Genomic DNA, 23231 nt, shown 5'->3' on the forward strand with positions numbered 1-23231 from the left:
CACGAAACCCCGTCTGGAAACCCATAAAAGCAACACCCTTCGAATCAAGGTGTTGCAGCCACCACTTGAGTCTGAGCCGAGGTGCGCGTACGAACCCGCACACTCAGCGCCGCGCCGTGTTAGTTCGGGATCTCCACGTCGGCGACCAGCGCCATGTGGTCGGCGCCCGGTATGAATTCGCGCCGTACGGCGGTTGCGTTGGCGTTGCGCAACAGCACGTGGTCGATGCCGATAGCGGGCACCCGCCGCGGGCCGACCGGAAACGTGCGCGCCATCCCGGCACCGGCCTGTTCACCGGCGTCGCGATAGCCCGTATCGAGGAGCTTGCGGAACGGAAGCATGTCGTGCGTGGCGTTGAAGTCGCCCGCCACGATCACCGCGCCGCTGTCGGCTTCGCGCGAAAGTTCGCGCAGCAGCGTCGGGAACTTCTCCATGTCCTGGGCCCACGGACCGATCGGCGCAGGCCACGGTGCGGCGAAATGTATGCCCAGCACGATCGGAGTCACGGCCACGTCGGGCACCTGCAGCCGCGCCCGCACCATCGCCAGGGAATAGCCGGGGACGTGAGCCGTGTCGACCAGGGGGAATCGGCTCCAGATGCCGATGCCGCCGGCCAACGGTTCCGGATTGCTGATCCGGTGCGGGAAGGTGTCGTCGAGGCCGGCTGCGGCCAGCCCGTCGGCCGCCTCCTGTGTCAGCTCCTGCAACACGACGACATCGGCCGACTTCCGCGCCGACGCGACCACGGCCGCCGGATCACCCAGTCCCATACCGAGATTCGACGTGAGTACCCGCACCGACGCGGACGGCGCCGCGGCCGGTTCTGGGCCGAGATAGTGCGGCGTCTGAATACCGACGAACGCCAGTGCCAGCAGCACCGCGAGCGCCGTCAGCACCCATCGGCGGCTCAACGCGAGCAGCAGCACGGCCACCGGAGCCGCCAGCATGAGGTACGGCGAAGCGGTCGCCGCGAGCAAGACACTGTGGCGGCCCAGCGGCAGATAGCGCACCGCCAGGCCGACAGCAGCGATACCGAACGCGACCACTCCGAAGAGGGTCGCGATCAGCCGGATCATCAGCCGAGCTTGCGCAGCCGCGGCTCCAGGTCGTTCTTGAACAGGTCGAGGAAGCGGCGCTGATCATGTCCGGGTGCGTGGAACACCAGGTGGTTGAGGCCCCACGTGACGTACTGGCCGACCTTCTCGACGGCCTCGTCCGGATCGGACGCGACGATCCAGCGCTTGGCCACCTGCTCGATGGGCAGTGCGTCGGCGGCCTTCTCCATCTCGATCGGGTCGTCGATGCTGTGCTTCTGCTCGGCCGTCAGCGACAACGGCGCCCAGAACCGCGTGTTCTCCAGTGCCTTCTCGGGATCCGGGTCGTAGGAGATCTTGATCTCGATCATCCGGTCGATGTCGTCGGCGTTGCGGCCTGCGGCCTCGGCGCCCTCTTTCACGGCCGGGATGAGCTTGTCCTTGTAGAGCTCCTCGCCCTTGCCCGAGGTGCAGATGAACCCGTCACCGGCCCGGCCCGCGTACTTGGCCACCACGGGGCCGCCCGCGGCGATGTACACCGGGATGCCGCCTTCGGGCACGTCGTAGATCGAGGCGCCCTTGGTGTTGTAGTACTCGCCCTCGAAATCGACACGGTCGCCGAGCCACAGCTCACGCATGAGCTTGACCGACTCACGTAGCCGCGCGAACCGTTCTTTGAACTCGGGCCATTCGCCGATGTAGCCCGTAGCGATCTCGTTGAGTGCCTCGCCCGTGCCGACGCCGAGGAAGATCCGCCCCGGGTACAGACATCCCATCGTCGCGAAGGCCTGTGCGATGACCGCCGGGTTGTAACGGAAGGTCGGTGTCAGCACCGACGTGCCAAGCTTCAGCCGCTCGGTCCGCTCCCCCACCGCCGTCATCCACGCCAGCGAGAACGGCGCGTGCCCGCCTTCGTGGCGCCACGGTTGGAAGTGATCACTGACTGTCGCGCTGTCCATGCCGGCCGCTTCGGCGGCGACCGCCAACTCGACCAGTTCCCGCGGGGCAAACTGCTCCGCCGATGCCTTGTATCCCAGTTTCAGTTCAGCCACGAGTTCGTTTCTACTCCTGTGCCTACACTCGCGGCATGGCAGCAGCCCTCAGTGCGATCACCGAGCACGTCCACTTCGCGCAGACCGACCTCGTGAACTGGACGTTGGTTACCGACGCTGACGGTGTCCTGCTGATCGATGCGGGCTTCCCCGGACAGCGCGAGGACGTGCTGGGCTCGGTGCGGCAGCTGGGTTTCGGCGTCGACGACATCAAGGCCGTCCTGCTCACCCACGCCCACATCGACCACTTCGGCACTGCCATATGGCTCGCGAAAACTCATGGCACACCGGTTTTTTGCCACGCCAACGAGGTCGGGCACGCCAAGCGCGAGTATCTCGAGCAAGCGTCGCCTGCCGATGTGGTGCGACAAATCTGGCAACCCCGGTGGCTCAAGTGGTCGGCCACCATCACCGCCAAAGGCGGGATGAACCACGCCGGTATCCCCACGACACAGCCGCTCAGCAACGAGGTGGCGGCCGGACTGCCCGGTTCACCGGTGGCCATTCCCACCCCGGGACACACGGGCGGGCACTGCTCGTACATCGTCGACGGAGTGCTCGTCAGCGGCGACGCGATCGTGACGGGCCATCCGCTCTTGCGCGGGATCGGCCCGCAGCTGCTGCCATCGGTGTTCAACCACGACGAGGACGGCTGCCTGCGCAGCCTCAGCGCGCTCGGCATGCTCGACACCGACGTGTTGCTGCCCGGCCACGGGTCGGTGTGGCGCGGCTCGATCGCCCGCGCGGCTGAGCAGGCGACCGCGCGACACGGTTAGGACGTAGCCCTAACGTGGCTGATGAGACGTCGAGGCGATGAAACTGACGATCTCGGACAGCAGTTCGACGCTGCGCGGAACGGCTGCCGACATCCAGAACACGCCGTGGATTAGCCCGTCGAACCGACGTGAGCGCACGTGGACGCCGGAGTCGCGGAGTAGGTCGCCATAATGCTCGGCTTCGTCGCGGCAGACCTCGTTCTCCGTGGTCAGGAGCAACGTGGGAGGTAGGCCGTCGAATCGTGCCGCGTTGGTCGGCACCGCGTAGGGGTTTTTCGCATCCTCTGGACCGTTGAGATACTGCTGCCAGAACCAGTCGAGACCGGCACCCGTCAGCAGTGGGCCCGCGGCGAATGCGCCACGGGATGGGAAGTCGGCCGCCGGATCAATGATCGGATAGATGAGTATCTGCCCGCGCAATGCCGAGACACCGTGATCGCGAGCCTGCAGCGCGGTCACCGCGGCCAGATTGCCGCCTGCGCTGTCGCCCATCAACACGATGTTCTGCGGATCCCCGCCGTATCGCGCGACGTTGTCGACGACCCAGCCGAGTGCGGCCCAACAGTCTTCGACAGCCGTGGGGAAACGGTATTCGGGGGCGCGCCGGTAGCTCGCGGTCACCACGATCACTTCGGCACCGTTGGCGACCGACCGTGCGGGCTCGTCGACGACCGCCAAATCACCCGCGACGAACCCGCCACCATGGAAGTAGAGCACGACTGGGTGCGGCCGATTCCCGTCGGGGACGTAGACGCTCAACGGCACCGTCAGCCCGTCACTGAGATACGTGGTCTCCCAAACCTCGGCAACGTCTTGCGGAGGCGCTTGGAGTCCGACAAAGGTCGAAACGACCTGGCGTGCCTCAGCTACGGAAAGTTGCTCGAACGATCTGAGACCCTGTTCGCTCATCGCGCGCAACAGCGTCGCGACGTCTTTGTCCAGTGCCATGACGCCTGACCCGTACCCGTTATCTATCGGGCGCCGAAGTAGGACACATCGTCGTTGCCGACGAGGTCCGGCACGGTCCACCCATCCAGGTCGTATTCGGCAAGGCATGCCTCGGCGAGGCCCTTCATCTGCGCGACCCCGCCGCGGTTCTGCGCTGCGAAGAGCAGCTCGGCTTTGACGTTCTCATGGTTGCCCGAGTAGTTCCGCTCGTAGAGTTCGTGGCGGCCGCCGAACTCGGTACCCACCGAATCCCACAGTGCTTTCATGATTTTCACGCGTTGAACGGCGGTCATCCCGTCTGATCCGCGCACGTACTTGTCGAGGTAAGGGCGAACGTCGGCACTCTTGAAGTCCGCCGCGCTCGACGGCAGGTAGATCAGACCCGACGCAACATCCTGCTCGATGATCTCCTTCACCCGCGGGTAGCCCTGGATCATGAACATCCGATAAGTTAGCCCGTACTCGAGTTTGGGGATTACCGTGTCGCCCACCCACGGCTCGGGATCACGAGCCATCGATTCCGTCAACGACCAGAACAGGTTTCGCCACCCGATCACCTCGCCGACGCGGGTCTGCACGCCGCGAAACCCGCCGGCTCCGGTGGCATCCAGCGCTTTGAGCAGCAAGCCCGCAATGAAGTCGAGCTTGACGGCCAATCGGGTGCAACCTTGAAAGGTGAAACGCGGGAGGAACCCCGACTGCGGAAAGAACGCGTTGATCTTCTCTACGTCGCCGTACATGAACACGTTTTCCCACGGCACGAGTACCTTGTCGAACACGAAGATGGTGTCGTTCTCGTCCATCCGGCTCGACAACGGGTAATCGAACGGCGTGCCCATGACCGCGGCGGTCTGGGTGAAGGATGACCGGCAGATCAACTTGATCCCCGGCGCATCCATTGGCACCGTGCAGATGATCGCGAACTGCTTCTTCTTGATCGGAAGACCGTAATGAGCGATGAAGTTGTAGTTGGTGATCGCCGAACCGGTCGCCACCACCTTGGCTCCCGAGACGATCAACCCGGCGTCGGTCTCCTTCTCGACTTTCATGAAGACGTCGCCGACTTCGTCCGGGGGCAGGTGCCGGTCCACGGGCGGGTTGATGATGGCGTGATTCCAGTAGAGGACCTTTTCCTGAGACTCCCGATACCAGCGCTCGGCGTTGTCCTCGAATGGTGCATACAGCTCTTTGTTGGCATGCAGCGTGCCCAGGAAGCTCGCCTTGTAGTCGGGGCTGCGCCCCATCCAGCCGTAGGTCATACGCGCCCAGGCGGCGATGGCGTCGCGCTCTTTGAGCAGATCTTCCGAGCTCCGTGATGCCTTGAAGAAAGGCATCGTTCGGCCCCCGCTGCCGGTGTCGGTCACGGTGGCCACCGTGTCCACCAGGGCGCCGGCGTGAAGCGAATCGTACAACCGTGCCACCATCCGGATTGGGTTGCGGAAGGCTGGATGGGTGGTGACGTCTTCGACGCGGTCACCGTGCAAGTAGATTTCTCGACCGTCCCGCAACGATTCGATGTACTCGTCGCCGGTCATCGGTCTATCGGCGAAACGCGCCGTTGCGCGTGCCGCCGCGTCGACGACGGGATTGGCCGTGAGCAGAGGGGTCGAGGAGGGATCGACTTCACCGGTTTGGAGGGTCGTCATCGTTAATTCCTTCTGTGGTGGGCGGTTCAGGCGATAGGCGAGCTGACAGGGAGGGTGTGTGCCGGGATGAACGAGGCGTTCTCGTCGAACCAACCGGTGAGAGGGTCGTCGCTGCATCCCGACCAGGCGTCGGACTGACTCAGTGATGACAGCCCGTGAAATCCACGCCGGTAATAGAGGAGCGGGTCACCCTCGGCCACTTGTGCGTCGATGATCTCGCCGATGAAGATCAGATGGTCACCGGCGTCGTAGGTGGCCCATGGCCGACACGAGACCGTGGCCAGTGCCGTGGTGAGCACCGGTGCGACGCGACCCTCGACGAGGGTCGGCGCCGGATCCACAGGTCGCCCGGCGAAGTGCATCGCAACTGGCATCTGCTCGGATCCAAGGAAATTGACCGCGAACGGCTGCCGATCGAGAAACTGGCAAGCACGGGACCTCTTCGCCATCGCCACCTGGCACAGGTAAGGCGTGTGGGATACGGCCGCGAACGCCGTGACCGTCGCGCCGTGAGGTTGTCCGTTAGCGTTGCGGCAAGTGACCACCGTGACGCCGCTGGCATAGCGGGAGAACACATCACTCACCGGCCTGCCAGACATGAACCCACATCTCTTGTGGAAGGCGCGAAATCGAAACCGGCATAACCTTGTTCGACGACCTTCGCGCACTCTGCCCGGTATGCGGGCGCCCCGCCGAGATAGACCATGCAGACGCGGGGTTTGCCGGGAATGTTGGCGCCCATATACCAGGAATCAGTGTTCGGCAGCAGAGTCTGTTCAGCGATTTCGTTGGTCAGGTGTCCCCACCGCTCTTCGGCTTGCGCCGTCGCCTCGATGACGTCAAGTCCGCGCTCCCGCATGTAAGTCATTGCCTCAGCCACGAATTCGATGTGGTCCTCGATCGCGAGCGGCATGTTGTAGAGCACCGACGGCGATTGCGGACCGGTGATGGTGAACAAGTTGGGAAAGCCGGAGATCATCAGGCCGAGATAGGTACGCGGTCCGTCCACCCACTTGTCGGCGAGGCGGAGCTCAGCCCGCCCCCGGATGTCCATCGCCAACAGCGGGCCCGTCATAGCGTCGAATCCGGTCGCAAGCACGATCGTGTCGACCTCATGAACGGTGTCGCCGACCCGTACGCCAACTTCGGTGATCTCGTCGATCGGATACGATTTGACGTCGACGATCTTCACGTTATCTCGGTTGAAGGCTTCGTAATAGTTCGTTTCCAATGGCGGGCGTTTGGTGCCGTATGCATACCCTTCGGGAGCCAGGAGCCGTGCCGTCGCCGGGTCCGTCACCCGCTCGCGGATTCGCATCCGGATATACTCCGCAACGGTGTCGTTGGCGTCCTTATCGAACAGAATGTCCTCAAAGGCATCGATGAACAGCCGAAAGCCACCCGCGTCCCAGCGCTCGTCGAACACTCGCCGACGCTCCTCGGCACTGACTGCCAGAGCAGACAGCTGAACGTCGGTAAAGGGCACACCGAGGAAGTGGTTTCGTGCGGCGTCCCGCACGTCGGCGTAACGCGCTTTGACGTCGGCGACTTCATCGGTATCGATCGGTCCATTGCCCAGTGGTGTCGCGAAGTTGGGAGTGCGTTGGAACACGACCAACTCTGCCGCTTCCTCGGCGATCAGCGGAATGGCCTGGATGCCACTGGCGCCGGTGCCGATTACGGCGACACGCCGGCCTTCGAAGTCGACCTTGTCGTGGGGCCAATTGCCGGTGAGGAGCACCTGCCCCCGGAACCGTTCGATCCCTCCGAACTCAGGAGTCTTCGGAACTGACAGATTGCCTGCGCCGGAGATGACGAAGCGACTCGTCACCACCTCGCCCGAGTCGAGGGTCACCCTCCACACCGAATACTCGTCATCCCAGTGCATCGCGATTACCCGGGTGTTGAAACTGATGCTCTTCCGCAGGTCGAAACGGTCCGCGACATGGGAGAGGTAACGCAAGATCTCCGGCTGACCGGCGAACTTCTCGGTCCACTGCCATTCCTGCTGCAGGCCGTCGTCGAACGAGTAGGAGTAGTGCACGCTCTCGATATCGCAACGCGCACCCGGGTAGCGATTCCAGAACCAGGTGCCGCCGACGTCAGCGCCTGCTTCGATCGCGCGTACGGACAGCCCCATCTTGTCGCGCACTTTGTGCACCGCGTAGAGACCGGCAAATCCAGCTCCGACCACTACGACGTCGACTTCCGGTTCTGACGGACTTGCTTGTTCCATTGAGGTTTCTGCTCCTTACCGTCGGTGGCGCCGTCTCCTGAGGAGAACGAGACCGATGCCTGTCGTCGACGATGGCTGACCAGGCACCTGCCCCGCGTGGGGTAAACCACCCGGTTCGGTACCTGTGTTCGTCGTCACATCTCGTGCGGTATCTTCGGGCTGGCCAGCACCTGAACAGCCGTGATCGGAAGAGGACACTGAACCGCCGAAGAGGACATCAACGGTCCCTGACCAGCTTCATCGGGCGTCGCCGCGAGATCGACGAAGCCCGGGCCCGACTCCAGCAGTCACGATTGGTGCTTGTGCTCGGCCCCGGCGGAGTGGGCAAGACGCGGCTCGCCGAGGAAGTGGCCCTGCGCTCGGCACGGGCTTTTCGGGACTCGTATCGATGGATCGATCTGGCGTCCGTCCGAGATCCGGAGGCCTTCTCCTCCGCCGCTGCGGCCGCGATCGGCGTGACCGATCAGTCCAACCGGGCGGTGATCGACAAGATCGTCGATCACCTGCGCGATCGTCACACGTTGATCGTCCTGGACAACTGCGAGCACCTGCTCGATGCCGTTCGAGAATTCGTTGGCACAGTGCTGACCTCGGCCCCAGAGGTTCATGTCCTCGCCACCAGTCGCGAACCGATTGGAATTGGTGGTGAGGCGACGTTCGAGTTGCCGCCGCTGAGCATCCCGACTGCGTCAACCGGTCATCAGGCACGAACACTGGCTGTCTACGAAGCGGTCACATTGCTTGTCGAGCGAGCACAGAGCGTCGTGCCCGGGTTCAAGCTGACCGATCGCAACGCCGATGACATCGCCCAGATCTGTATGCAGCTTGACGGCATCCCACTCGCGATCGAGCTCGCCGCGGTCAGATTGCGGTCGCTGTCTCCGTCGCAGCTTGTCGAACGACTCGATCGTCGCTTCCACCTGCTCACCGGCGGAGATCGGTTCGCGCTGCCACGGCAGCAGACACTCCGTGCGCTCATAGACTGGAGTTATGGTCTGTGTTCTCAGTCCGAACGCCTACTCTGGGCCCGACTTTCGGTGTTCCTGGGGAGCTTTGACCTCGACGCGGCGGAGACAGTCTGCAGCGACGACGCACTCGAACGCGACGACGTCATCGAAGTTCTCGATGGATTGATCTCGAAATCACTTATCAGCGTTGACCGCTCGGGCACCACACTGAGGTATTCGCAATTGACGACGGTACGCGAGTACGGACACGAATTGCTCGGTGCCATCGGCGCGAAGAACGCCGTCTATCGCCGACACCGCGATCACTTCCTGCAGCGCACACAACGCTACGCCGAGCGCTGGTTCAGTGCGCGACAGGCCGAGCGGCTCGCAGAGTTGCGTCCCGATCACTCCAACCTCATGGCCGCCCTGGATTGGTCACTGCGTGAGGACGAACTCAACGAAGCGGCCGCCCTCGCTGTGGCACTGCGCTACCACTGGATCGCCGGCGGCCATCTCTCAGATGGACGTATTCGTCTGGAGCGGCTATTGCAACGGTTGCCATCACCGAGTCTCGACCGGGGCAACGTCCTGTGGGTGACTGCTTGGACGGCGCTCATCCAAGGCGACCGCGAAGGGGCTCGCGCGCACCTCGATGAATGCGCCACCGTTGCGTCGGCACTTGGCAATGATCAACTGCGGGCACATCACGACCACTGGGCCGCGCTGCACGCGCTTTTCTGCGGTCGGACCCGCGAGGCGATCGAACTCTTCGAACGAGCGCTCGCCATACACTCTGCCGTCGGCGACGTCGCGGCCGCTCTCACCGCTTCCTTCCAACTGGCGATGGCCCAAACCTATGACGGTCAACCCGAGGCCGCCTTACGCACATGTGAGGATGTCATTCGGACCGCCAACCACCACGGCGAACAGTGGAACAAGGCGTACGCGTTATGGGTGTCGAGCGTCGCGAATTTCCACCTCGGTCGAACCGGGATCGCGGTCGACGCAGCGCGACAAGCCCTTCAGATTCAACGTGACTTCAAGGACAAGATCTGCACTGCGCTGTCGATCGAGCTCCTTGCCTGGGGTGCCGAAGACGCTGGAGACCACTCGCATTCGGCGAAGTTGTTCGGAGCAGCCGCTGCGGTGTGGCACCGACTCGGGACATCGGTCGCGGCATTCGGCCCACAGATCGAGCGGGACTCGCTCACGTCAACCACTCGAGTGAAGTCGGCCTTGGGTACCGCCGTTTTCGAGCGGTTGAGCGCACAGCCTGTTGGGTTCACGATCGAAGGTGCCGTCAACTTCGCGTTGGGCACGAGCGATGACAACGCATCCGTTCCGGTTCCGGGTTCGTCGCCACTGACCAAGAGGGAAGGGGAGATCGCGGCGCTCGTCGCAAAGGGGCTCAGTAACCGTGAGATCGCCGATCAGCTTGTGATCTCCCGCCGCACGGTCGACGGCCATGTCGAACGCATCCTGAACAAGCTCGGCGTCGGGTCGCGCACGCAGGTCGTGTTGTGGGTTCAGGCGAACACAGCCTCTGACGGGGAAGCGAGCTGACCTGGCCCTGGTCCGCAGGTCGGCAGGGACGTGAACAGGTATCAACACAGGTGTTTTACCCCGTGTGCGCCGAGCTCGTGACGCGCCACTGTGGTGGGCGGGCTGCGTTAGCCGGCCCCGTTCGCGGCGTGCGAACGAACGCGACCGCGACGAGCTGGACGAGAGGGAACACCATGACATCGGCAACTTCACTTGACGTCGGCGTCGACGTTGAACGCCTCGCGCTGCTACCCGCCGCCATCAAGGCCGATGTCGCGCAGGAGAAGTTCGACGGCGCGGTGGTGTTGGTAGCGCGCCGCGGGGAGATCGTCCTCCACGAAGCGATCGGCTACGCCGACCGAGCGGAAAAGCGGCCGGTACGACTCGATTCGGTCTTCGTCACGATGTCCATCTTCAAGGCGATGACCAATTCCGCTGTGCTACAACGTATCGACCGCGGCGAGATAGCGTTCACCACGCAGGTCCGCGAGATCATTCCCGAGTACGGGGCGGTCGGCAAAGGAAACACCACCATCGCCGACCTTCTGCTTCACAAGGCCGGCCTACCCCTGGGGGCGCCCCTGCCGCCCGAAGTGCTTGGCAGCATTCAGGCGACGACTGCCGCGGTGTGCAGCATGGTCCCCCAGTCGGTTCCGGGGACGACCATCAGCTACTCCGCGGTGGTCGGACAGAGCGTGCTGGCAGAGATCGTCCGACGACTCGACGGCCACACGCGGACGTTTGGACAGATCTTGAACGATGACCTGATCGAACCCCTCGGGATGGTCGACACCTCGCTCGGCTTCGGACTTCGAGCGGACCTGGCCGAGCGCGCCGTCCCGCTCGTGGTCCGCGACCGAGGACCGGCACTGTTCGCTCCGGAGCTACTTGAGGGCGTGGGCGCAGCGTCGGCCATCGACGGTGTCGAGATACCGGCAGGGGGTGCCTACACAACGGCATATGACTGGTACAGGTTCGCAGAAGCCTGCCGCCGTGGTGGCGAACTCGACGGAACTCGAGTGTTGAGCCCCGCCATCCTGAGGCTCGCGACGACGATCGCCACGGGAGACCTGCCGAACAGTCTGTGGGACTACGCACGCGAAATGCGGGGATGGCCGGACATGCCCGCAAATCTCGGGCTCGGATTCTACGTTCGGGGAACTGGCGTCTTCCCACATGCGTTCGGACTCCTCTCCTCACCAACGACATTCGGCGGGATCGGCTCCGGGTCAAACTGCTTCTGGGTCGACCCGGAGCGCGACATCACTTATGTATTCCTGTCGGCGGGCCTAATGGAGGATTCCTACAGCTGGGAACGCCACCAGCGATACGCCGACCTCGTGCAGTCCTCAATCATCGACTGAACGTCGATCCACTCAGGTCGTGTGGAAGGAGGCATTCATGACTGCTGGCGAGTTTGCCGGCAAGGCCGGCCTCGTCACGGGCTCCGCCGGCGGCATTGGCCGCGCCTCGGCGGTCGCGTTCGGCCGGCTCGGCGCCAGTGTCGTGGTGGCCGACCTGGAACGTTCCCGTGCAGAAGCACTTCACACTGTTGCGTTGGTGGAAGAGGCGGGCGGGACAGCCACGTTCGTCGCTGTGGACGTCACAAGTGCCGAATCAGTGGAAAACCTGGTCGATTCGACCTTTTCGCATTTCGGGCGCGTGGACTTCGCACACAACAACGCCGGCATCGGGAGCTTTGGCTTCACCGCAGACGTGTCCGAAGAGGAGTTCGACCGCGTTGTCGCTGTCGATCTCAAGGGAGTCTGGCTGTGCATGAAATACGAGATCCTCCACATGACGCGACATGGCGGCGGCACCATCGTGAACACCGCGTCGGAGTCGGGGCTGGTGGGAAGTCTGCTGACCGGCCCTTATGTCGCGGCCAAGCACGGCGTGGTGGGATTGACCAAGACCGCGGCTGGCGAATACGCCAACATGGGGGTCCGGATCAATGCGGTCGCACCGGGAGCGATAGAAACGCCGCTGGTAGCTCCCCTGTCAGCGGTTGAGCGCAGCCATCTGATGGCGCCTCAGCCCTTGCAGCGGTTCGGTACCCCTGAGGAAGTGGCCGAGGCCGTCGTCTGGTTGTCCTCGAAACGGAGCTCATTCGTGGTGGGCACCGTGCTCGCAATCGATGGTGGAGCAACGGCAAACGCGCAGTCCTACGACCCGGCAAGCAGCCCATCGCCTGACGTGCTCCCACAGACGTGACTGATTCGAGAATGGAGTAACCAGTGGCCCGAACTCCTGACAAGGTGGTGTTGATCACCGGCGCCGCACGTGGACAGGGACGTTCCCACGCCATCAAGCTGGCCGAAGAAGGCGCCGACATCATCGCAGTCGATGTGTGTGCCGATATCGCCACCGCACCATACGGTTTGGGGACACCCGACGACCTCGCGCACACGGTCAGGGATGTGGAGTCTCTCGGACGCCGAGCGATGGGACGCGTCGTCGATGTCCGCCACTTGAGCGAATTGCAAGATACGGTTCGCGAGGCCGTGGATTTGTTCGGTCCTATCGACATCGTCGTTGCCAATGCCGGCATCACAAGCTTCGCTTCTGCCCTGGACATCGACGAGGCCGACTGGCAGACCGTGCTCGACATCAATCTGACGGGCGTCTGGAAAACCGTAAAGGCAGTTGCGCCGTCCATGATCGAACACGGACGGGGCGGATCAATCATCCTGACCAGTTCCTTGGCCGGCTTGATCGCCTTTCCCAACCTAGCCCACTACGTTGCGGCCAAACACGGCGTCACCGGCCTGATGAGGGCATTGGCAATCGAATTGGCGCCGCACGGTATCCGGGTGAATTCGGTACATCCCGCCAACGTGGACACGCCTATGGTGTCCAATCCCGCAACCCTGGCGCTGTTCACTGGCGGGCGAAGTACCGAACGGGACGACGCAGCCGTAATCATGGCCGGTATGAACGCACTCCCGGTGCCGTGGGTCGATCCAATCGACGTCTCTAACGCAGTGCTATACCTAGCTTCGGACGAAAGCCGGTACATCACCGGTACGACGACAGTCATCGACGCGGGAGCCGCCGCCCCGTTCAAACTCCCGCACTCTTGAGGCAGGCACATTGCTTGGCACCGGCACCCAGGTCACCCACGCGTTCAGCCAAGTTCTCACCCTGCTAAACGGGAATCATAACCGTGACGAACGAACCGTAAATGAGGTTGCGCACTAAGTCAGCACTTTGTACCCGAGCAAGAAAAAGCCCGTCAGGCATAGACCGCACGCGAGCACGATCGTCGGCATCAGCACCATCTGATCGAGTTCGTCGGGGTCGAACACCTCGTCATCGTCGATCTGCCCGAAGAACACCCGGGCCACCGCGGTTCGGCGGAACGCGAACATCCGGCGCCGCATGCGATCGGAATCGGCCCTGCGTCCGATGAACAGCCGCAGCGCGATGCCGAAGGCGAACACCAGCACAGCCGCTGCCAGCAGCAGCGATCCGACGATTACCTGCGGACTCGGCAAACACACCCCCAGCCGGTGTCTGACACCTTCGGGTCAGCCTATAGGCCAAAGCTGTCAAAGACCCCAGCGCTTGGCGATCAATTCGTGTGATCGCAGCCGATCTTCGTGGTGGTGTGTGACCGACGTGACGACGAGTTCGTCGGCACGGGTGAGGCGTTGCAGCGCTTCGAGCCGGTCGGCCACCTGGTCCGGATCGCCGACGAATTGCGTTGCCGTGCGGTCTCGCACCACCTCGCGTTGTTCGTCGGTCAGCGGTGGTAGATCGGCCGAATCGGGGTACGGCACGGCGCCGTCGCCGGCGCGGATCGAGTACACCCAGTGGCCGTATCCGGCGGCGAGCCGGCGTGCGGTGGATTCGTCGTCGGCAACCACGATGTCGGCCGACACCACGACATACGGCTCGGACAGGAACGGCGAAGGCGTGAAACCGTTGCGGTACACCTCGATTGCCTCAAGCGCGGTGGCCGGCGTGATGTGATAGCTCGCGACGAACGGCAATCCCCGCGCGGCGGCGACCCTCGCGCTCTGCCCCTTGCTGCTGCCGAATACCCACGGGGTCAGTCCGGCTCCCGCACCCGGAACCGCCGTCCCCACTTCGTAATCACCGTTCAGCATCGCCAGAATGTCGTCGACCTGATCGGCGAAATCCGGTGCGACCGCTTCCGGTTGCTGCAACACCGCCATCCGGGCCCGCAACCGCGGATTGCGCAACAACGCTCCGATGTCGAACGGCGCGGGAACCACGACACCGTCGATTTCCTGCCATTCGCGCGGTGGTTTCGGCTCTTTCGGCTTCTCGCGCGCGGCCTCGGCGCGGCGCTGACCGGACCGTCCCACCCCCAGATCGATGCGCCCGGGATGGAACGCCGCAAGCGTGCCGAAACTCTCGACGACCGCAACCGCGGTGGTGTGCCCGAGTTGGACTGCGGCGGTACCGACACGGATCCGTTCGGTTGTCGCCGCGATCTGACCGACGAGGACCGCCGGAGATGAACTCGCGACCGCGACGAAGTGATGCTCGGCAACCCAATACCGTTTGTAGCCCCACTGTTCGGCGTGCTGGGCGAGGTCCACGGTATTGCGTAGCGCGGTCGCGGCGTCGCTGCCCGCACTGATCGGGGCGAGGTCGAGGATCGACAGCGGCACGTTCACGGTCATGCCAGCACCTTCTCGAACGCGATCGGAAAGACCGTGCCCTCACCTTCGGCCGGCAGTGGCTCACGGAGCCGGGTGTAGCCGGCAGACGCATAGAGCGCCTCGGCTTCTGGCTGGAGATGGCCCGTCGTCAGGTACACGCGCCGATAACCGCGAGCGGTGATCTCGGCTTCCAGGTGGCCGAGCAGCGCCTTGGCCAGGCCGCGCTGCCGATGACCGGCCGCGGTCCAGATCCGTTTGAGTTCAGCCGTCTCGTCATCGAACCGCTGAAACGCACCGCCGGTTACCGGGTCGCCGTCGAGCAGCCCGATGAACAGTCCACCGCCGGGCGGCGCGAACTCATGTGCGGGCTGGCTGTCCAGCCACGTCCGGACCCGCTCGACAGTGCCGCCGTAACGGCCCGAGTACTCCACGGCCAGCTCGGCCAGCAGCGGTTCGGCCAGTGGATCGCCCAGGCCGACCGCGACAAACTGCACGGGTCCAGACATCACCACCGTTTTTATACCCACGGCACATTCAACGCCGAGCAATCGTCGGTATGCCCGACAAGCTCAGCATGATTTGAAATTTGCCCAGGTCGGGTCAGAATTGTTGCTGATGGCCCGATCGGTCTGGGACGGAAAGCGTCCGCGCACACCGCGCACGATGCTGTCCAACACCGGGTTCACTGCGGGAGGCGTGGACTTCTGGTTCGTGTCCGAGCGCATCGCGGCACCCACCGACTGGTGTTTCGAAGAGCCCCACCACGTCGTGGTCGTACACCGCGGCGGCCGGATGCGATCCATGGAGATCGAGTTCGAGCGTGGCCCGTCGGGCCGCACCGTGCCGCAGGTCGGTGACGTATGGGTGATCCCCGCCGGGCACCGCTACGCCGCGCTCGCGCAGGGCAACACGGTGCAATTCTGCGAGCTCAGCATCCCGACGGCACTACTCGGCGACCGCGAGCTCACGCCACGCATCAGGCATCGCGATCCGCTCGTCCACCAGCTGATCGAGCGGATGGGCACCGCCGTCGGCCGCACGGATATCTTCGCGCGATTGTTCACGGACTCGTTGGCCGAGACGTTGCGGTTACACCTGACCGACCAGTTCGCGGTCCTACGCCCCACGCGAGCCGGCGGCCTGAGCCGGGCGGCCCGCAGCAGACTGATGGAGTACCTCGACGACAGCCTGGATTCCGAGATCACCCTCACCACACTGGCCGAGCTCACCGACATGACGGTCGCCGATTTCACCAAGGCGTTCACGGCGGCCTTCAACACCACGCCGTACCAGTTCGTCCTCGACCGCCGGATCGCGCGGGCGAAGACAATGTTGGCCACCACCACGGTGTCGGTCACGGATATCAGCACCGCAGTGGGCTTCTCGACGCCAAGCCACTTCGCCACGACGTTCAAGAATCGTGTCGGTGTGACGCCGAGCGACTATCGCCGCAACGCCTGACCTCAGAACGGCGGCGGGTCGACGTCGTCGCGCGGTGGCGGCAATGCCGCGAAATACGCGTAGTGAAGTTCGCGATCCCGCCGATTGTCGCGCCGTTCGGCCTCGATTCGCGCAGCGCGGTTTTGGGCTCGGGTGCGGGTGCGACGCGGCATCATCGCGGTGCGCGGCCGAACGTCGGGAATCACACGTTCGGTGACCGGCGCAGTCGGCGCACACAGCGTCGGGAACAACAGCGCGGATCCTGGTGTGGTGACGTAGATGTCACCCGACGGCGAAGTCCAAATGATGGTGCCGTCACGAAGTTGTTTGTCGCGCCACCCGCAGAACGTTTTCAACAGATGATGCCGTCGGCACAGGCATTTGAGGTTCGCCGCCTGAGTCGGTCCACCGTCGTCGTACGGAATCGTATGGTCGATATCGCAAGTCTCGGCGGACTTGTCGCAGCCGGGGAACCGGCACGTCAGATCCCGGCAGCGAACGAATTCGGCCAGGGCCCGCGACGGCGTGTAACCAGGCTCAGCTGGTGCATCGCCTGGGTGGATCAGGGGTCGTAACTTGGCCGATTCCGCCAATGACGGCAGCTGTTCAGCCGGTATCAGTCCGTCGGCTTCGACGAACGAGCCCGGTACGTCACTGTGTCCCTCGAGCGCGGCCTGCTCAGCAATCACATGAATGACCACCGGCGACGCCGGTGGTGCGCCCACCGCGGCGCAGTCCGGCTGACCGCATTGGCAGGCGATCCGGTCCGCTCCGATCGACAGGGCACCGACAGCGTCGGAGCGACGCTGATCCTGCGTTCGGGGGTCGCGTTCGCAGACCGTCGCCGCCAGTGCCGCCAACCGCTGATCCAATGTACGGCCGTCGGTAGCCGAGACGGTACCGCCGATATCAGCCAGCCCGTCGAGGCGCTCGTGAATCCAGATCTCACGCTGTGCTGCGGCCTCACGCCTGCGACGTACGGCGTCGGAATCGTGGCGCTTCACGATTCGGTCCACCTTGGCCGCGAGGTGTCCGCGCGAGACCATCGACAGCCAACGCGGGACCGCCGCGGCCAACTCGGCATCGACGGCAGCGAGCACGTCGGCATCGGTGATGAGGTCGGTGCGGTAGACCAACGTGCGGAACATCGCGAGGTCCAGATCCCCGGCCTCGAACAGGGCACCGATCTTCGGGAGCCGCTCTCGCATTGCGCGGGCGTAGCCGATCATGCTCACCGCGAGTTCCTGGCTGATCCGCAGGGCCGCGGCGATCTCGGCGGCGACGACCTCGGTGGTATCGATCGCCCAGTCCTCGGACTCCGTACTCCGGCTCAGCCGGTACGCGAACAGCTCCGCGACGGCGGCGAGGCGGCCGGCCGCCTCACGGTTCTCGCGGCGCGACGACGAACAGATGCGCTCGATCATGGCCGACGACTCAGGGGTCTCCGTCGGATCGCATTGTTCGAACATGTGTTCGATACTACCTAGTCCGACCGACAAGTGACCCAGGCCTCACCCGCCCCTTCCCTGCAAAACTTGACACGTGTAAAGTTCGCCGCCATGGACAACATCAGGGCAAAGACCATCGCGATCACCGGCGCCGCTCGCGGTATTGGTTATGCCACCGCCAAGGCCCTCCTGGCCCGCGGCGCCCGTGTCGTGATCGGCGACCGTGACGTGGCCCTGCAGGAGTCGGCCGTCGCCGAGCTCACCAAGCTCGGCCAGGTCTCGGGTTACCCGCTCGACGTCACCGACCGCGAATCGTTCGCAACGTTCCTGGACAAGGCCCGCACCGACGGCGGCGGCCACATCGACGTACTGATCAACAACGCCGGTGTCATGCCGGTCGGCCCGTTCCTCGAGCAGAGCGAACAGTCGATCCGGTCCAACATCGAGGTCAACGTCTACGGCGTGCTCACCGGCTGCCAGCTGGCGCTGCCGGACATGGTCAAGCGCCGCCGCGGCCACATCATCAACATCGCCTCGCTGTCGGGTTTGATCCCGCTGCCCGGTCAGGTGGTCTATGTCGGCGCGAAGTACGCGGTCGTGGGGCTGTCCACCGCGCTTGCCGACGAGATGGCACCGCACGGGGTCGACGTGTCGGTGATCATGCCGCCGTTCACCAACACCGATCTGATCGCGGGCACCAAGTCCGGCGGGGCGATCAAGCCGGTCGAACCCGAGGAGATCGCCGCGGCCATCGTCAAGACTTTGAACAAGCCCAAGACCCACGTCTCGGTCCCGCCGCCACTGCGCTTCACCGCGCAGGCCGCGCAGATGCTGCCGCCGAAGGGGCGCCGCTGGCTCAACAAGAAGCTCGGCCTGGACAACGTGTTCCTCGAGTTCGATGCCGCCAAGCGCAAGAGCTATGAGGATCGTGCGCAGGCCGCCCTCGGGGTTATCGACTCGGACGGTAAGAACTCACCAGCTCCGTAAGCCGTTGCGCTGACGGCGATCCGGTATCTGCGGTGTAGAGGATCACCGAAAGCCCCGGATCGGCCGGAAGCCGCAGTGTTTCGTAGTTGAGCACCATGGTGCCGACCTCATCATGATGAAATCGCTTGGGCCCGTAAGTGTGTTGGTACACCCGATACTCGGCCCAGCACCGCGCGAACTCGGGCGATTGCGCCGTGAGCTCACCGACAAGCTCGGCCAGGGCCGGGCCGTTTCCGGCGGCCCGCAGGATCGCCACCATCTGCGCGGCGATCTCAGCCCAGTCCGGATAGACCCGACGAGCGTTGGGATCCAAGAACATCCAGCGCACCATGTTCCGTTCGGCCGCGGGCATCGCGTCGAAGTCCGTGATGAGCGCCTTGCCGGCCCGGTTGATCGCAAGCACCTCGAGCAGCGGGCCGTGCAGGACAGCGGGCACCGGGTCGAGCGCATGGACCATAGACCGCAGTGCGGCGCGAACCTTCGGCGCCGGATGTGTCGCAGCGCCGCTCTGGTGCGCGAGGTCATTGAGGTGACGACGTTCCACGTCGTCGAGTTGCAAAGCATCGGCCACCGCCGTCAGGACCTGTTCGGACACGTTACGCGCCCGGCCCTGTTCGAGCCTGGCGTAATAGTCGGCGCTGACGCCTGCGAGCATCGCGAGTTCCTCGCGACGCAGCCCGGCGACCCGGCGGCTGGTGGCGGCGCCGCGCAGCCCCACCTCGGCCGGGTTGAGCCTGGCCCGACGCGACCGCAGGAACTCGCCCAACTCGTTCGATGCCGTCATGGCGATCATTATCGAACCTAGGACTGCCAGACCTAGGTTCATCGGGGCGCGCTCACGGCAATCAGCCGCAAAGATCGCGATGTTGACAGGTGCGTACCACCCAGAACACATCGAACGGAGAGCATCATGAATGTCTGGTTCATCACCGGCGCCTCACGCGGATTCGGCTTGGAGATCGCTCGCGAAGCGCTCTCCCGCGGCGACTCGGTGGTCGCCACCGCCCGCAACCCGCAGGCCGTCTACGACGCCATTCCCGACGCGGGCGATCGGCTGCTGGCCGTTGCGCTCGACGTGCACGACGCCGCTCAGATCGACGCGGCCGTGCAGGCCGCGGTCGAGAAGTTCGGCCGCATCGACGTGCTGGTGAACAACGCGGGCCGGGGCCTGCTTGGCGCAGTGGAAGAAGCCACCGACGAAGAGGTGCGTGCGGTCTACGACGTCAACGTATTCGGACTGCTGGCCGTGACGCGCGCAGTGCTGCCGACCCTGCGGGCCCAACGCTCCGGCACGATCATCAACCTGTCCTCGGTCGGCGGCTTCGTCTCCGGTCCGGGCTGGGGCGTTTACTCGTCGACGAAGTTCGCCGTCGAAGGGTTGTCGGAGGCGATGACTCACGAGCTCGCGCCGCTGGGCATCAAGGTCGTGGCGATCGAGCCCGGCCCGTTCCGCACGAACTTCCTGGACGGTTCGAGCCTCGCCATCGCGGCCAACGAGATCGCCGACTACGCCGAGACCTCCGGCGTCACCCGCAAGTGGGCCGACGACACCAACTACGCCCAGGACGGCGATCCACTCAAGGCGGCCAAGATCATCGTCGACCTGCCGTCCTACCACACACTGCCCGAGCGAATCCAGCTCGGCCGCAACGCCTTCGACCGGATCGCCGCCAAGGTGGAGCGCACCGCTCGCGACCAGGAGGCCTGGCGCGAGATCGCGCTGTCGGCCGACTACGAGCCGGCCGAAGCCTGATAGGCAATGCCCGCGGATGGACGTCGGCTCAAGTGTCGACGTCCATCTCGACGAGCACACGGCGAAGCAGCTTTCCGGTGGCATTGCGCGGAAGCTCGTCGATGAACACGACGTCGCGTGGCACCTTGTGGCGCGCCAGGTTGTCCTTCACGTACTGCTTGATGTCGGCGGCGTCGTGCGCGGCACCCGGCTCGGAAACAATGAACGCGCGCAACCGCTTTCCGAACTCGACATCGTCGACGCCCACCACTGCCGCCTCCGCGACGTCCGGGCGCTCCTCGAGCAGATTCTCCACTTCCTGCGGGAAGACGTTCTCACCGCCGGACACGATCATGTCGTCGTCGCGGCCGTCGACGAACAGCAGGCCGTTCGCGTCGAAGTGGCCCATGTCGCCACTGGACATGTAGCCGTCGATGATCTGCTTGCTACGGCCATCGGTGTACCCCTGGAACGGCGCGCCGTTGCGGATGAACAGCCGGCCACGGCGGTTGGTGCCCTCGATGCGTTGATCGTTCTCGTCGTAGAGCACCACTTCACAGGTCACCGGGGGTCGCCCCGCAGTGCCAGGGGCAAGCCGCAGTTCGGCGGGGGTCGCGATGCTTGCGATCGCGCACTCGGTCGAGCCGTACATGTTGTAGAGAACGTCGCCGAAGGTGTCCTGCACACGGTTGGACAGTTCAGGGCTCAACGCAGACCCGGCGATCAGGATCACCTTCAACGAAGACGTGTCGTACTTGCCGATGATCTCCGGGCCGAGCTCGACGATTCGATGCAGCATCGTCGGGACCGCCACCAGCATGTCGGCCTTGTGCTTGGCGATGAGCTCGAGCGTGCCCTCGGCGTTGAACCGCCGCGCCGTCACCACCTTGTTGCCCAATGCGGCACCGACCGTGTACGTCGCCCAGCCCGTGCTGTGGAAGATCGGTGAGACGATCACCATTGTTCCCTTGCGGGGGAACGGGATTCGGTCGATGATCTGCGCGGTCGCCAGCGGCGACACCGTATCGCGGGGCGCTCCCTTGGGCAGGCCGGTGGTCCCGCTCGTGAGAATGACGGATCCACCCGCCTTGCTCGGCGGTGGCAGCGGCTCGGTGGAGTTCGCCGCGATGATGCCGTCGAGCGTCTGCGCGCCCTCGGGCAGCTCGGCGCCCTCGTCGACCCAGGTGAGGATCCGCGGCAGGTCGGCGGGCAGCGCGTCGAGCAGACCGAGGAATTCGCTGTCGTGCAGCACCACGCGCACGCCCTCGCGTTTGCAGACCTCGGCGAACTGTGGCTTGGCGAAGCCGGTGTTCATCAGCACCAGGCGGGCGCCGAGCTTGCCGCATGCGGCCATCGCGAGCACCAGACCCCGGTGATCGCGGCACAGGATTCCGACGACGGAGCCCGCGGATACTCCGAGTGACTTCAGGCCGCGCGCCAACGCCCACGACTGGTCGTTCACCTGTTTGTAGGTCAACGTGCCGCGTTCGTCGACGACCGCGGGCAGATCCGGGAACCGGCGACCGCCCTGGATGGCCATCGTGGCCTGCGGCCCATAGACCTTCACGAGCTTCGCACCCTGAACAGTGCCGCCGAGATCCTTGAGGTCGAGCACGCCGGTTTCGACCAATCTCTTGATCGCACGGCCCGACTCGGACACCTGCTGCAGGTTTTTGCGAATGCCGGTCAGTAGATCAGCCATGACGCCAAGACTAGGGCGACCTGGCTGGGTTCAGTACTGGATCGCCTCGATCAGCGGCGACGGCTCATCCATCAACGCCCAGAACCGGTCCCGGATCGCGACGGTGAGGGGTCCTGGCGCGCCGTCTCCGATGGGCTCGCCGTCGAGGCTGTTGATGGGTGTGACCCCGCCCGCGGTGGTGACGGCCATGAGCTCGTCGGCGTCGTAGAGCTCATGGCTCGTCACGTCGCGCAGTTCGGCCTCGATGCCCATGGCGTCGGCGATCTCGAACACGGTCTTGCGGGTGATGCCCGGCAAGGCATTTCGGGACGGCGAGGCCAGCTTGCCGTCTTTGACGATGACGACGTTGAAGCCCGGCCCTTCAGCCACGCAGTTGTCGGCGTCCATCAGGATGGCGGTGCGGGCGCCACGGTCCTTGGCCTCGAAGCTGGCCGCGGTGAGGTCACCCCACTGGTAGTTCTTGATGGTCGGGTCGACGGTGTTGCGCCCGGCGCGACGGACGTGGCGCGGGACGATCGCGGTGGTCCCGAAGATCTGCTCGCTCGGCGGGAACGCCCACAGGTACGGAATCGCGTAGATGTAGACCTGGTGGGTGAGCTTCGACAAATCCTTCTCGCCCTTGCGTTTTCCGTAGCCACGCGTGACGGTCAGGTTGACGAACGACTCCCGCAGCTGTGACAGCGAGACGCATTTCTTCGTGATCTCGGCCAGCTCGTCCTTGCTCATGCCTGGATCGAGCCGCAGCTTGCGGGCACCGTCGAGCAGCCGGTCGAGATGGTCGCCGAGGCGGAATATGTTGCCGTGCCACACATGTGCGACGGTGTAGGTCAGATCGGAGTGGCCGAACCCGGTGTCGAAGATCGAGATCTTGGCTTCGGAGGCCGGCAGGTACTCCCCTTCGATCCAGGCCACGCCCCCGGCGAACGGGCTCGTGGTGTCGAGTTCGTAGTCGCTGTACTGGATCACCGAACCGGGCGGGGTGTCCTCTCGGATGGCCCCTGGTTCTACGGCGACGAGATTGCTGGTGCCGAGATCGGTCACGGTCATTCGATTCCCTTTCATAAATGTGCGTTGACTCTGCGCTCACGGCGCGGAAGTGCGAGT

Annotated in this window: 21 protein-coding genes; 8 read left to right on the forward strand and 13 right to left on the reverse strand. The window is 64.5% G+C overall.

Annotation, left to right across the window (positions count from 1 at the left end; translation table 11 throughout):
* Positions 1 to 119: 119 nt before the first annotated feature.
* Together AWC31_RS19570 and fgd are read right to left on the reverse strand one after the other, a co-directional pair.
* Entirely contained in the window at positions 120 to 1076 is a 957-nt protein-coding gene (locus tag AWC31_RS19570) for an endonuclease/exonuclease/phosphatase family protein (RefSeq protein WP_085145724.1), read from the reverse strand.
* Positions 1076 to 2086 carry a glucose-6-phosphate dehydrogenase (coenzyme-F420) gene (gene fgd / locus AWC31_RS19575; protein ID WP_085145725.1) on the reverse strand — a complete coding sequence of 337 codons (1011 nt, stop codon included), beginning with the start codon at positions 2084 to 2086 and terminating at the stop codon, positions 1076 to 1078. The genes AWC31_RS19570 and fgd overlap by 1 nt, the downstream gene beginning before the upstream one ends.
* A 35-nt stretch (positions 2087 to 2121) precedes the next feature.
* Here fgd and AWC31_RS19580 point away from each other — a divergent pair, with 35 nt between their 5' ends.
* Positions 2122 to 2862 (forward strand): MBL fold metallo-hydrolase, encoded by a 741-nt coding sequence (locus tag AWC31_RS19580; RefSeq protein ID WP_085145726.1) that lies wholly within the window; start codon positions 2122 to 2124, stop codon positions 2860 to 2862.
* Between the two features lie 9 nt (positions 2863 to 2871).
* On the opposite strand, the gene AWC31_RS19585 is transcribed toward AWC31_RS19580, so the two are convergent.
* Genes AWC31_RS19585 through AWC31_RS19600 form a run of 4 tightly spaced genes read right to left on the reverse strand, consistent with a single transcriptional unit; the run spans position 2872 to position 7692 of the window.
* A complete protein-coding gene (locus AWC31_RS19585) occupies positions 2872 to 3810 on the reverse strand; it encodes an alpha/beta hydrolase (protein ID WP_085145727.1) in 939 nt (312 codons plus the stop codon).
* A 23-nt stretch (positions 3811 to 3833) separates the two neighbouring features.
* Positions 3834 to 5456: a 4-hydroxyphenylacetate 3-hydroxylase family protein gene (locus tag AWC31_RS19590; protein ID WP_085145728.1), complete on the reverse strand. Its 1623-nt coding sequence runs from the start codon at positions 5454 to 5456 to the stop codon at positions 3834 to 3836.
* Between the two features lie 26 nt (positions 5457 to 5482).
* On the reverse strand, positions 5483 to 6055 hold the full coding sequence (locus tag AWC31_RS19595) for a flavin reductase family protein (protein ID WP_085145729.1): 573 nt from the start codon (positions 6053 to 6055) through the stop codon (positions 5483 to 5485).
* On the reverse strand, positions 6037 to 7692 hold the full coding sequence (locus AWC31_RS19600; protein ID WP_085145730.1) for a flavin-containing monooxygenase: 1656 nt from the start codon (positions 7690 to 7692) through the stop codon (positions 6037 to 6039). The genes AWC31_RS19595 and AWC31_RS19600 overlap by 19 nt, the downstream gene beginning before the upstream one ends.
* Before the next feature lie 227 nt (positions 7693 to 7919).
* Between AWC31_RS19600 and AWC31_RS19605 the strand changes: the two genes are divergently transcribed.
* From AWC31_RS19605 to AWC31_RS19620, 4 genes are all read left to right on the forward strand, one after another.
* On the forward strand, positions 7920 to 10205 hold the full coding sequence (locus AWC31_RS19605; RefSeq protein WP_085145753.1) for a LuxR C-terminal-related transcriptional regulator: 2286 nt from the start codon (positions 7920 to 7922) through the stop codon (positions 10203 to 10205).
* Between the two features lie 173 nt (positions 10206 to 10378).
* Entirely contained in the window at positions 10379 to 11548 is a 1170-nt protein-coding gene (locus tag AWC31_RS19610) for a serine hydrolase domain-containing protein (protein ID WP_085145731.1), read from the forward strand.
* Positions 11549 to 11585: 37 nt separating this feature from the next.
* The gene (locus AWC31_RS19615) at positions 11586 to 12398 is read left to right on the forward strand and encodes an SDR family oxidoreductase (protein WP_085145754.1); all 813 of its coding nucleotides are present in this window, start codon (positions 11586 to 11588) and stop codon (positions 12396 to 12398) included.
* Positions 12399 to 12421: 23 nt separating this feature from the next.
* Positions 12422 to 13267 (forward strand): mycofactocin-coupled SDR family oxidoreductase, encoded by an 846-nt coding sequence (locus tag AWC31_RS19620; RefSeq protein WP_085145732.1) that lies wholly within the window; start codon positions 12422 to 12424, stop codon positions 13265 to 13267.
* Between the two features lie 114 nt (positions 13268 to 13381).
* Here the strand turns inward: AWC31_RS19620 and AWC31_RS19625 are convergent, their stop codons facing one another.
* From AWC31_RS19625 to AWC31_RS19635, 3 genes are read right to left on the reverse strand one after another with little or no spacing between them, the layout of a single operon-like run.
* Positions 13382 to 13693 carry a hypothetical protein gene (locus AWC31_RS19625; protein WP_067849547.1) on the reverse strand — a complete coding sequence of 104 codons (312 nt, stop codon included), beginning with the start codon at positions 13691 to 13693 and terminating at the stop codon, positions 13382 to 13384.
* A gap of 42 nt (positions 13694 to 13735) precedes the next feature.
* Entirely contained in the window at positions 13736 to 14833 is a 1098-nt protein-coding gene (locus tag AWC31_RS19630) for an LLM class flavin-dependent oxidoreductase (RefSeq protein ID WP_207626391.1), read from the reverse strand.
* 2 nt (positions 14834 to 14835) lie between these two features.
* Positions 14836 to 15324, reverse strand: coding sequence for a GNAT family N-acetyltransferase (locus AWC31_RS19635; protein ID WP_085145755.1), 489 nt, complete (start codon positions 15322 to 15324; stop codon positions 14836 to 14838).
* 157 nt (positions 15325 to 15481) lie between these two features.
* Here AWC31_RS19635 and AWC31_RS19640 point away from each other — a divergent pair, with 157 nt between their 5' ends.
* Positions 15482 to 16279: a helix-turn-helix transcriptional regulator gene (locus tag AWC31_RS19640; protein WP_165766002.1), complete on the forward strand. Its 798-nt coding sequence runs from the start codon at positions 15482 to 15484 to the stop codon at positions 16277 to 16279.
* 2 nt (positions 16280 to 16281) lie between these two features.
* On the opposite strand, the gene AWC31_RS19645 is transcribed toward AWC31_RS19640, so the two are convergent.
* Positions 16282 to 17727, reverse strand: coding sequence for an HNH endonuclease signature motif containing protein (locus tag AWC31_RS19645; RefSeq protein WP_085145735.1), 1446 nt, complete (start codon positions 17725 to 17727; stop codon positions 16282 to 16284).
* A 90-nt stretch (positions 17728 to 17817) separates the two neighbouring features.
* Between AWC31_RS19645 and AWC31_RS19650 the strand changes: the two genes are divergently transcribed.
* Entirely contained in the window at positions 17818 to 18693 is an 876-nt protein-coding gene (locus tag AWC31_RS19650; protein ID WP_085145736.1) for an SDR family oxidoreductase, read from the forward strand.
* Here AWC31_RS19650 and AWC31_RS19655 read toward each other — a convergent pair.
* The gene (locus tag AWC31_RS19655; protein WP_085145756.1) at positions 18656 to 19477 is read right to left on the reverse strand and encodes a helix-turn-helix transcriptional regulator; all 822 of its coding nucleotides are present in this window, start codon (positions 19475 to 19477) and stop codon (positions 18656 to 18658) included. The genes AWC31_RS19650 and AWC31_RS19655 overlap by 38 nt on opposite strands.
* A gap of 126 nt (positions 19478 to 19603) precedes the next feature.
* On the opposite strand from AWC31_RS19655, the gene AWC31_RS19660 reads away from it, so the two are divergent.
* Positions 19604 to 20446 (forward strand): oxidoreductase, encoded by an 843-nt coding sequence (locus AWC31_RS19660; protein WP_085145737.1) that lies wholly within the window; start codon positions 19604 to 19606, stop codon positions 20444 to 20446.
* A 28-nt stretch (positions 20447 to 20474) separates the two neighbouring features.
* Here AWC31_RS19660 and AWC31_RS19665 read toward each other — a convergent pair whose 3' ends face one another.
* Together AWC31_RS19665 and AWC31_RS19670 are read right to left on the reverse strand one after the other, a co-directional pair.
* Positions 20475 to 22127: an acyl-CoA synthetase gene (locus AWC31_RS19665; RefSeq protein WP_085145738.1), complete on the reverse strand. Its 1653-nt coding sequence runs from the start codon at positions 22125 to 22127 to the stop codon at positions 20475 to 20477.
* Between the two features lie 30 nt (positions 22128 to 22157).
* Positions 22158 to 23174: an aminotransferase class IV gene (locus AWC31_RS19670; protein WP_085145739.1), complete on the reverse strand. Its 1017-nt coding sequence runs from the start codon at positions 23172 to 23174 to the stop codon at positions 22158 to 22160.
* Positions 23175 to 23231 lie beyond the last annotated feature (57 nt).

The sequence above is a fragment of the Mycolicibacterium wolinskyi genome, from assembly GCF_002101965.1.
In the GTDB taxonomy this organism is placed as follows: domain Bacteria; phylum Actinomycetota; class Actinomycetes; order Mycobacteriales; family Mycobacteriaceae; genus Mycobacterium; species Mycobacterium wolinskyi.

Bases quoted from the DNA above. Each gene is read 5' to 3' on its own strand.
- AWC31_RS19580 (WP_085145726.1), top strand. From the start codon at position 2,122: ATGGCAGCAGCCCTCAGTGCGATCACCGAGCACGTCCACTTCGCGCAG.
- AWC31_RS19640 (WP_165766002.1), top strand. From the start codon at position 15,482: ATGCTGTCCAACACCGGGTTCACTGCGGGAGGCGTGGACTTCTGGTTC.
- AWC31_RS19660 (WP_085145737.1), top strand. From the start codon at position 19,604: ATGAATGTCTGGTTCATCACCGGCGCCTCACGCGGATTCGGCTTGGAG.
- AWC31_RS19615 (WP_085145754.1), top strand. From the start codon at position 11,586: ATGACTGCTGGCGAGTTTGCCGGCAAGGCCGGCCTCGTCACGGGCTCC.
- AWC31_RS19650 (WP_085145736.1), top strand. From the start codon at position 17,818: ATGGACAACATCAGGGCAAAGACCATCGCGATCACCGGCGCCGCTCGC.
- AWC31_RS19600 (WP_085145730.1), bottom strand. From the start codon at position 7,692: ATGGAACAAGCAAGTCCGTCAGAACCGGAAGTCGACGTCGTAGTGGTC.
- AWC31_RS19570 (WP_085145724.1), bottom strand. From the start codon at position 1,076: ATGATCCGGCTGATCGCGACCCTCTTCGGAGTGGTCGCGTTCGGTATC.
- AWC31_RS19585 (WP_085145727.1), bottom strand. From the start codon at position 3,810: ATGGCACTGGACAAAGACGTCGCGACGCTGTTGCGCGCGATGAGCGAA.
- AWC31_RS19610 (WP_085145731.1), top strand. From the start codon at position 10,379: ATGACATCGGCAACTTCACTTGACGTCGGCGTCGACGTTGAACGCCTC.
- AWC31_RS19595 (WP_085145729.1), bottom strand. From the start codon at position 6,055: ATGTCTGGCAGGCCGGTGAGTGATGTGTTCTCCCGCTATGCCAGCGGC.
- AWC31_RS19655 (WP_085145756.1), bottom strand. From the start codon at position 19,477: ATGACGGCATCGAACGAGTTGGGCGAGTTCCTGCGGTCGCGTCGGGCC.
- AWC31_RS19665 (WP_085145738.1), bottom strand. From the start codon at position 22,127: ATGGCTGATCTACTGACCGGCATTCGCAAAAACCTGCAGCAGGTGTCC.
- AWC31_RS19590 (WP_085145728.1), bottom strand. From the start codon at position 5,456: ATGACGACCCTCCAAACCGGTGAAGTCGATCCCTCCTCGACCCCTCTG.
- AWC31_RS19645 (WP_085145735.1), bottom strand. From the start codon at position 17,727: ATGTTCGAACAATGCGATCCGACGGAGACCCCTGAGTCGTCGGCCATG.
- AWC31_RS19635 (WP_085145755.1), bottom strand. From the start codon at position 15,324: ATGTCTGGACCCGTGCAGTTTGTCGCGGTCGGCCTGGGCGATCCACTG.
- AWC31_RS19670 (WP_085145739.1), bottom strand. From the start codon at position 23,174: ATGACCGTGACCGATCTCGGCACCAGCAATCTCGTCGCCGTAGAACCA.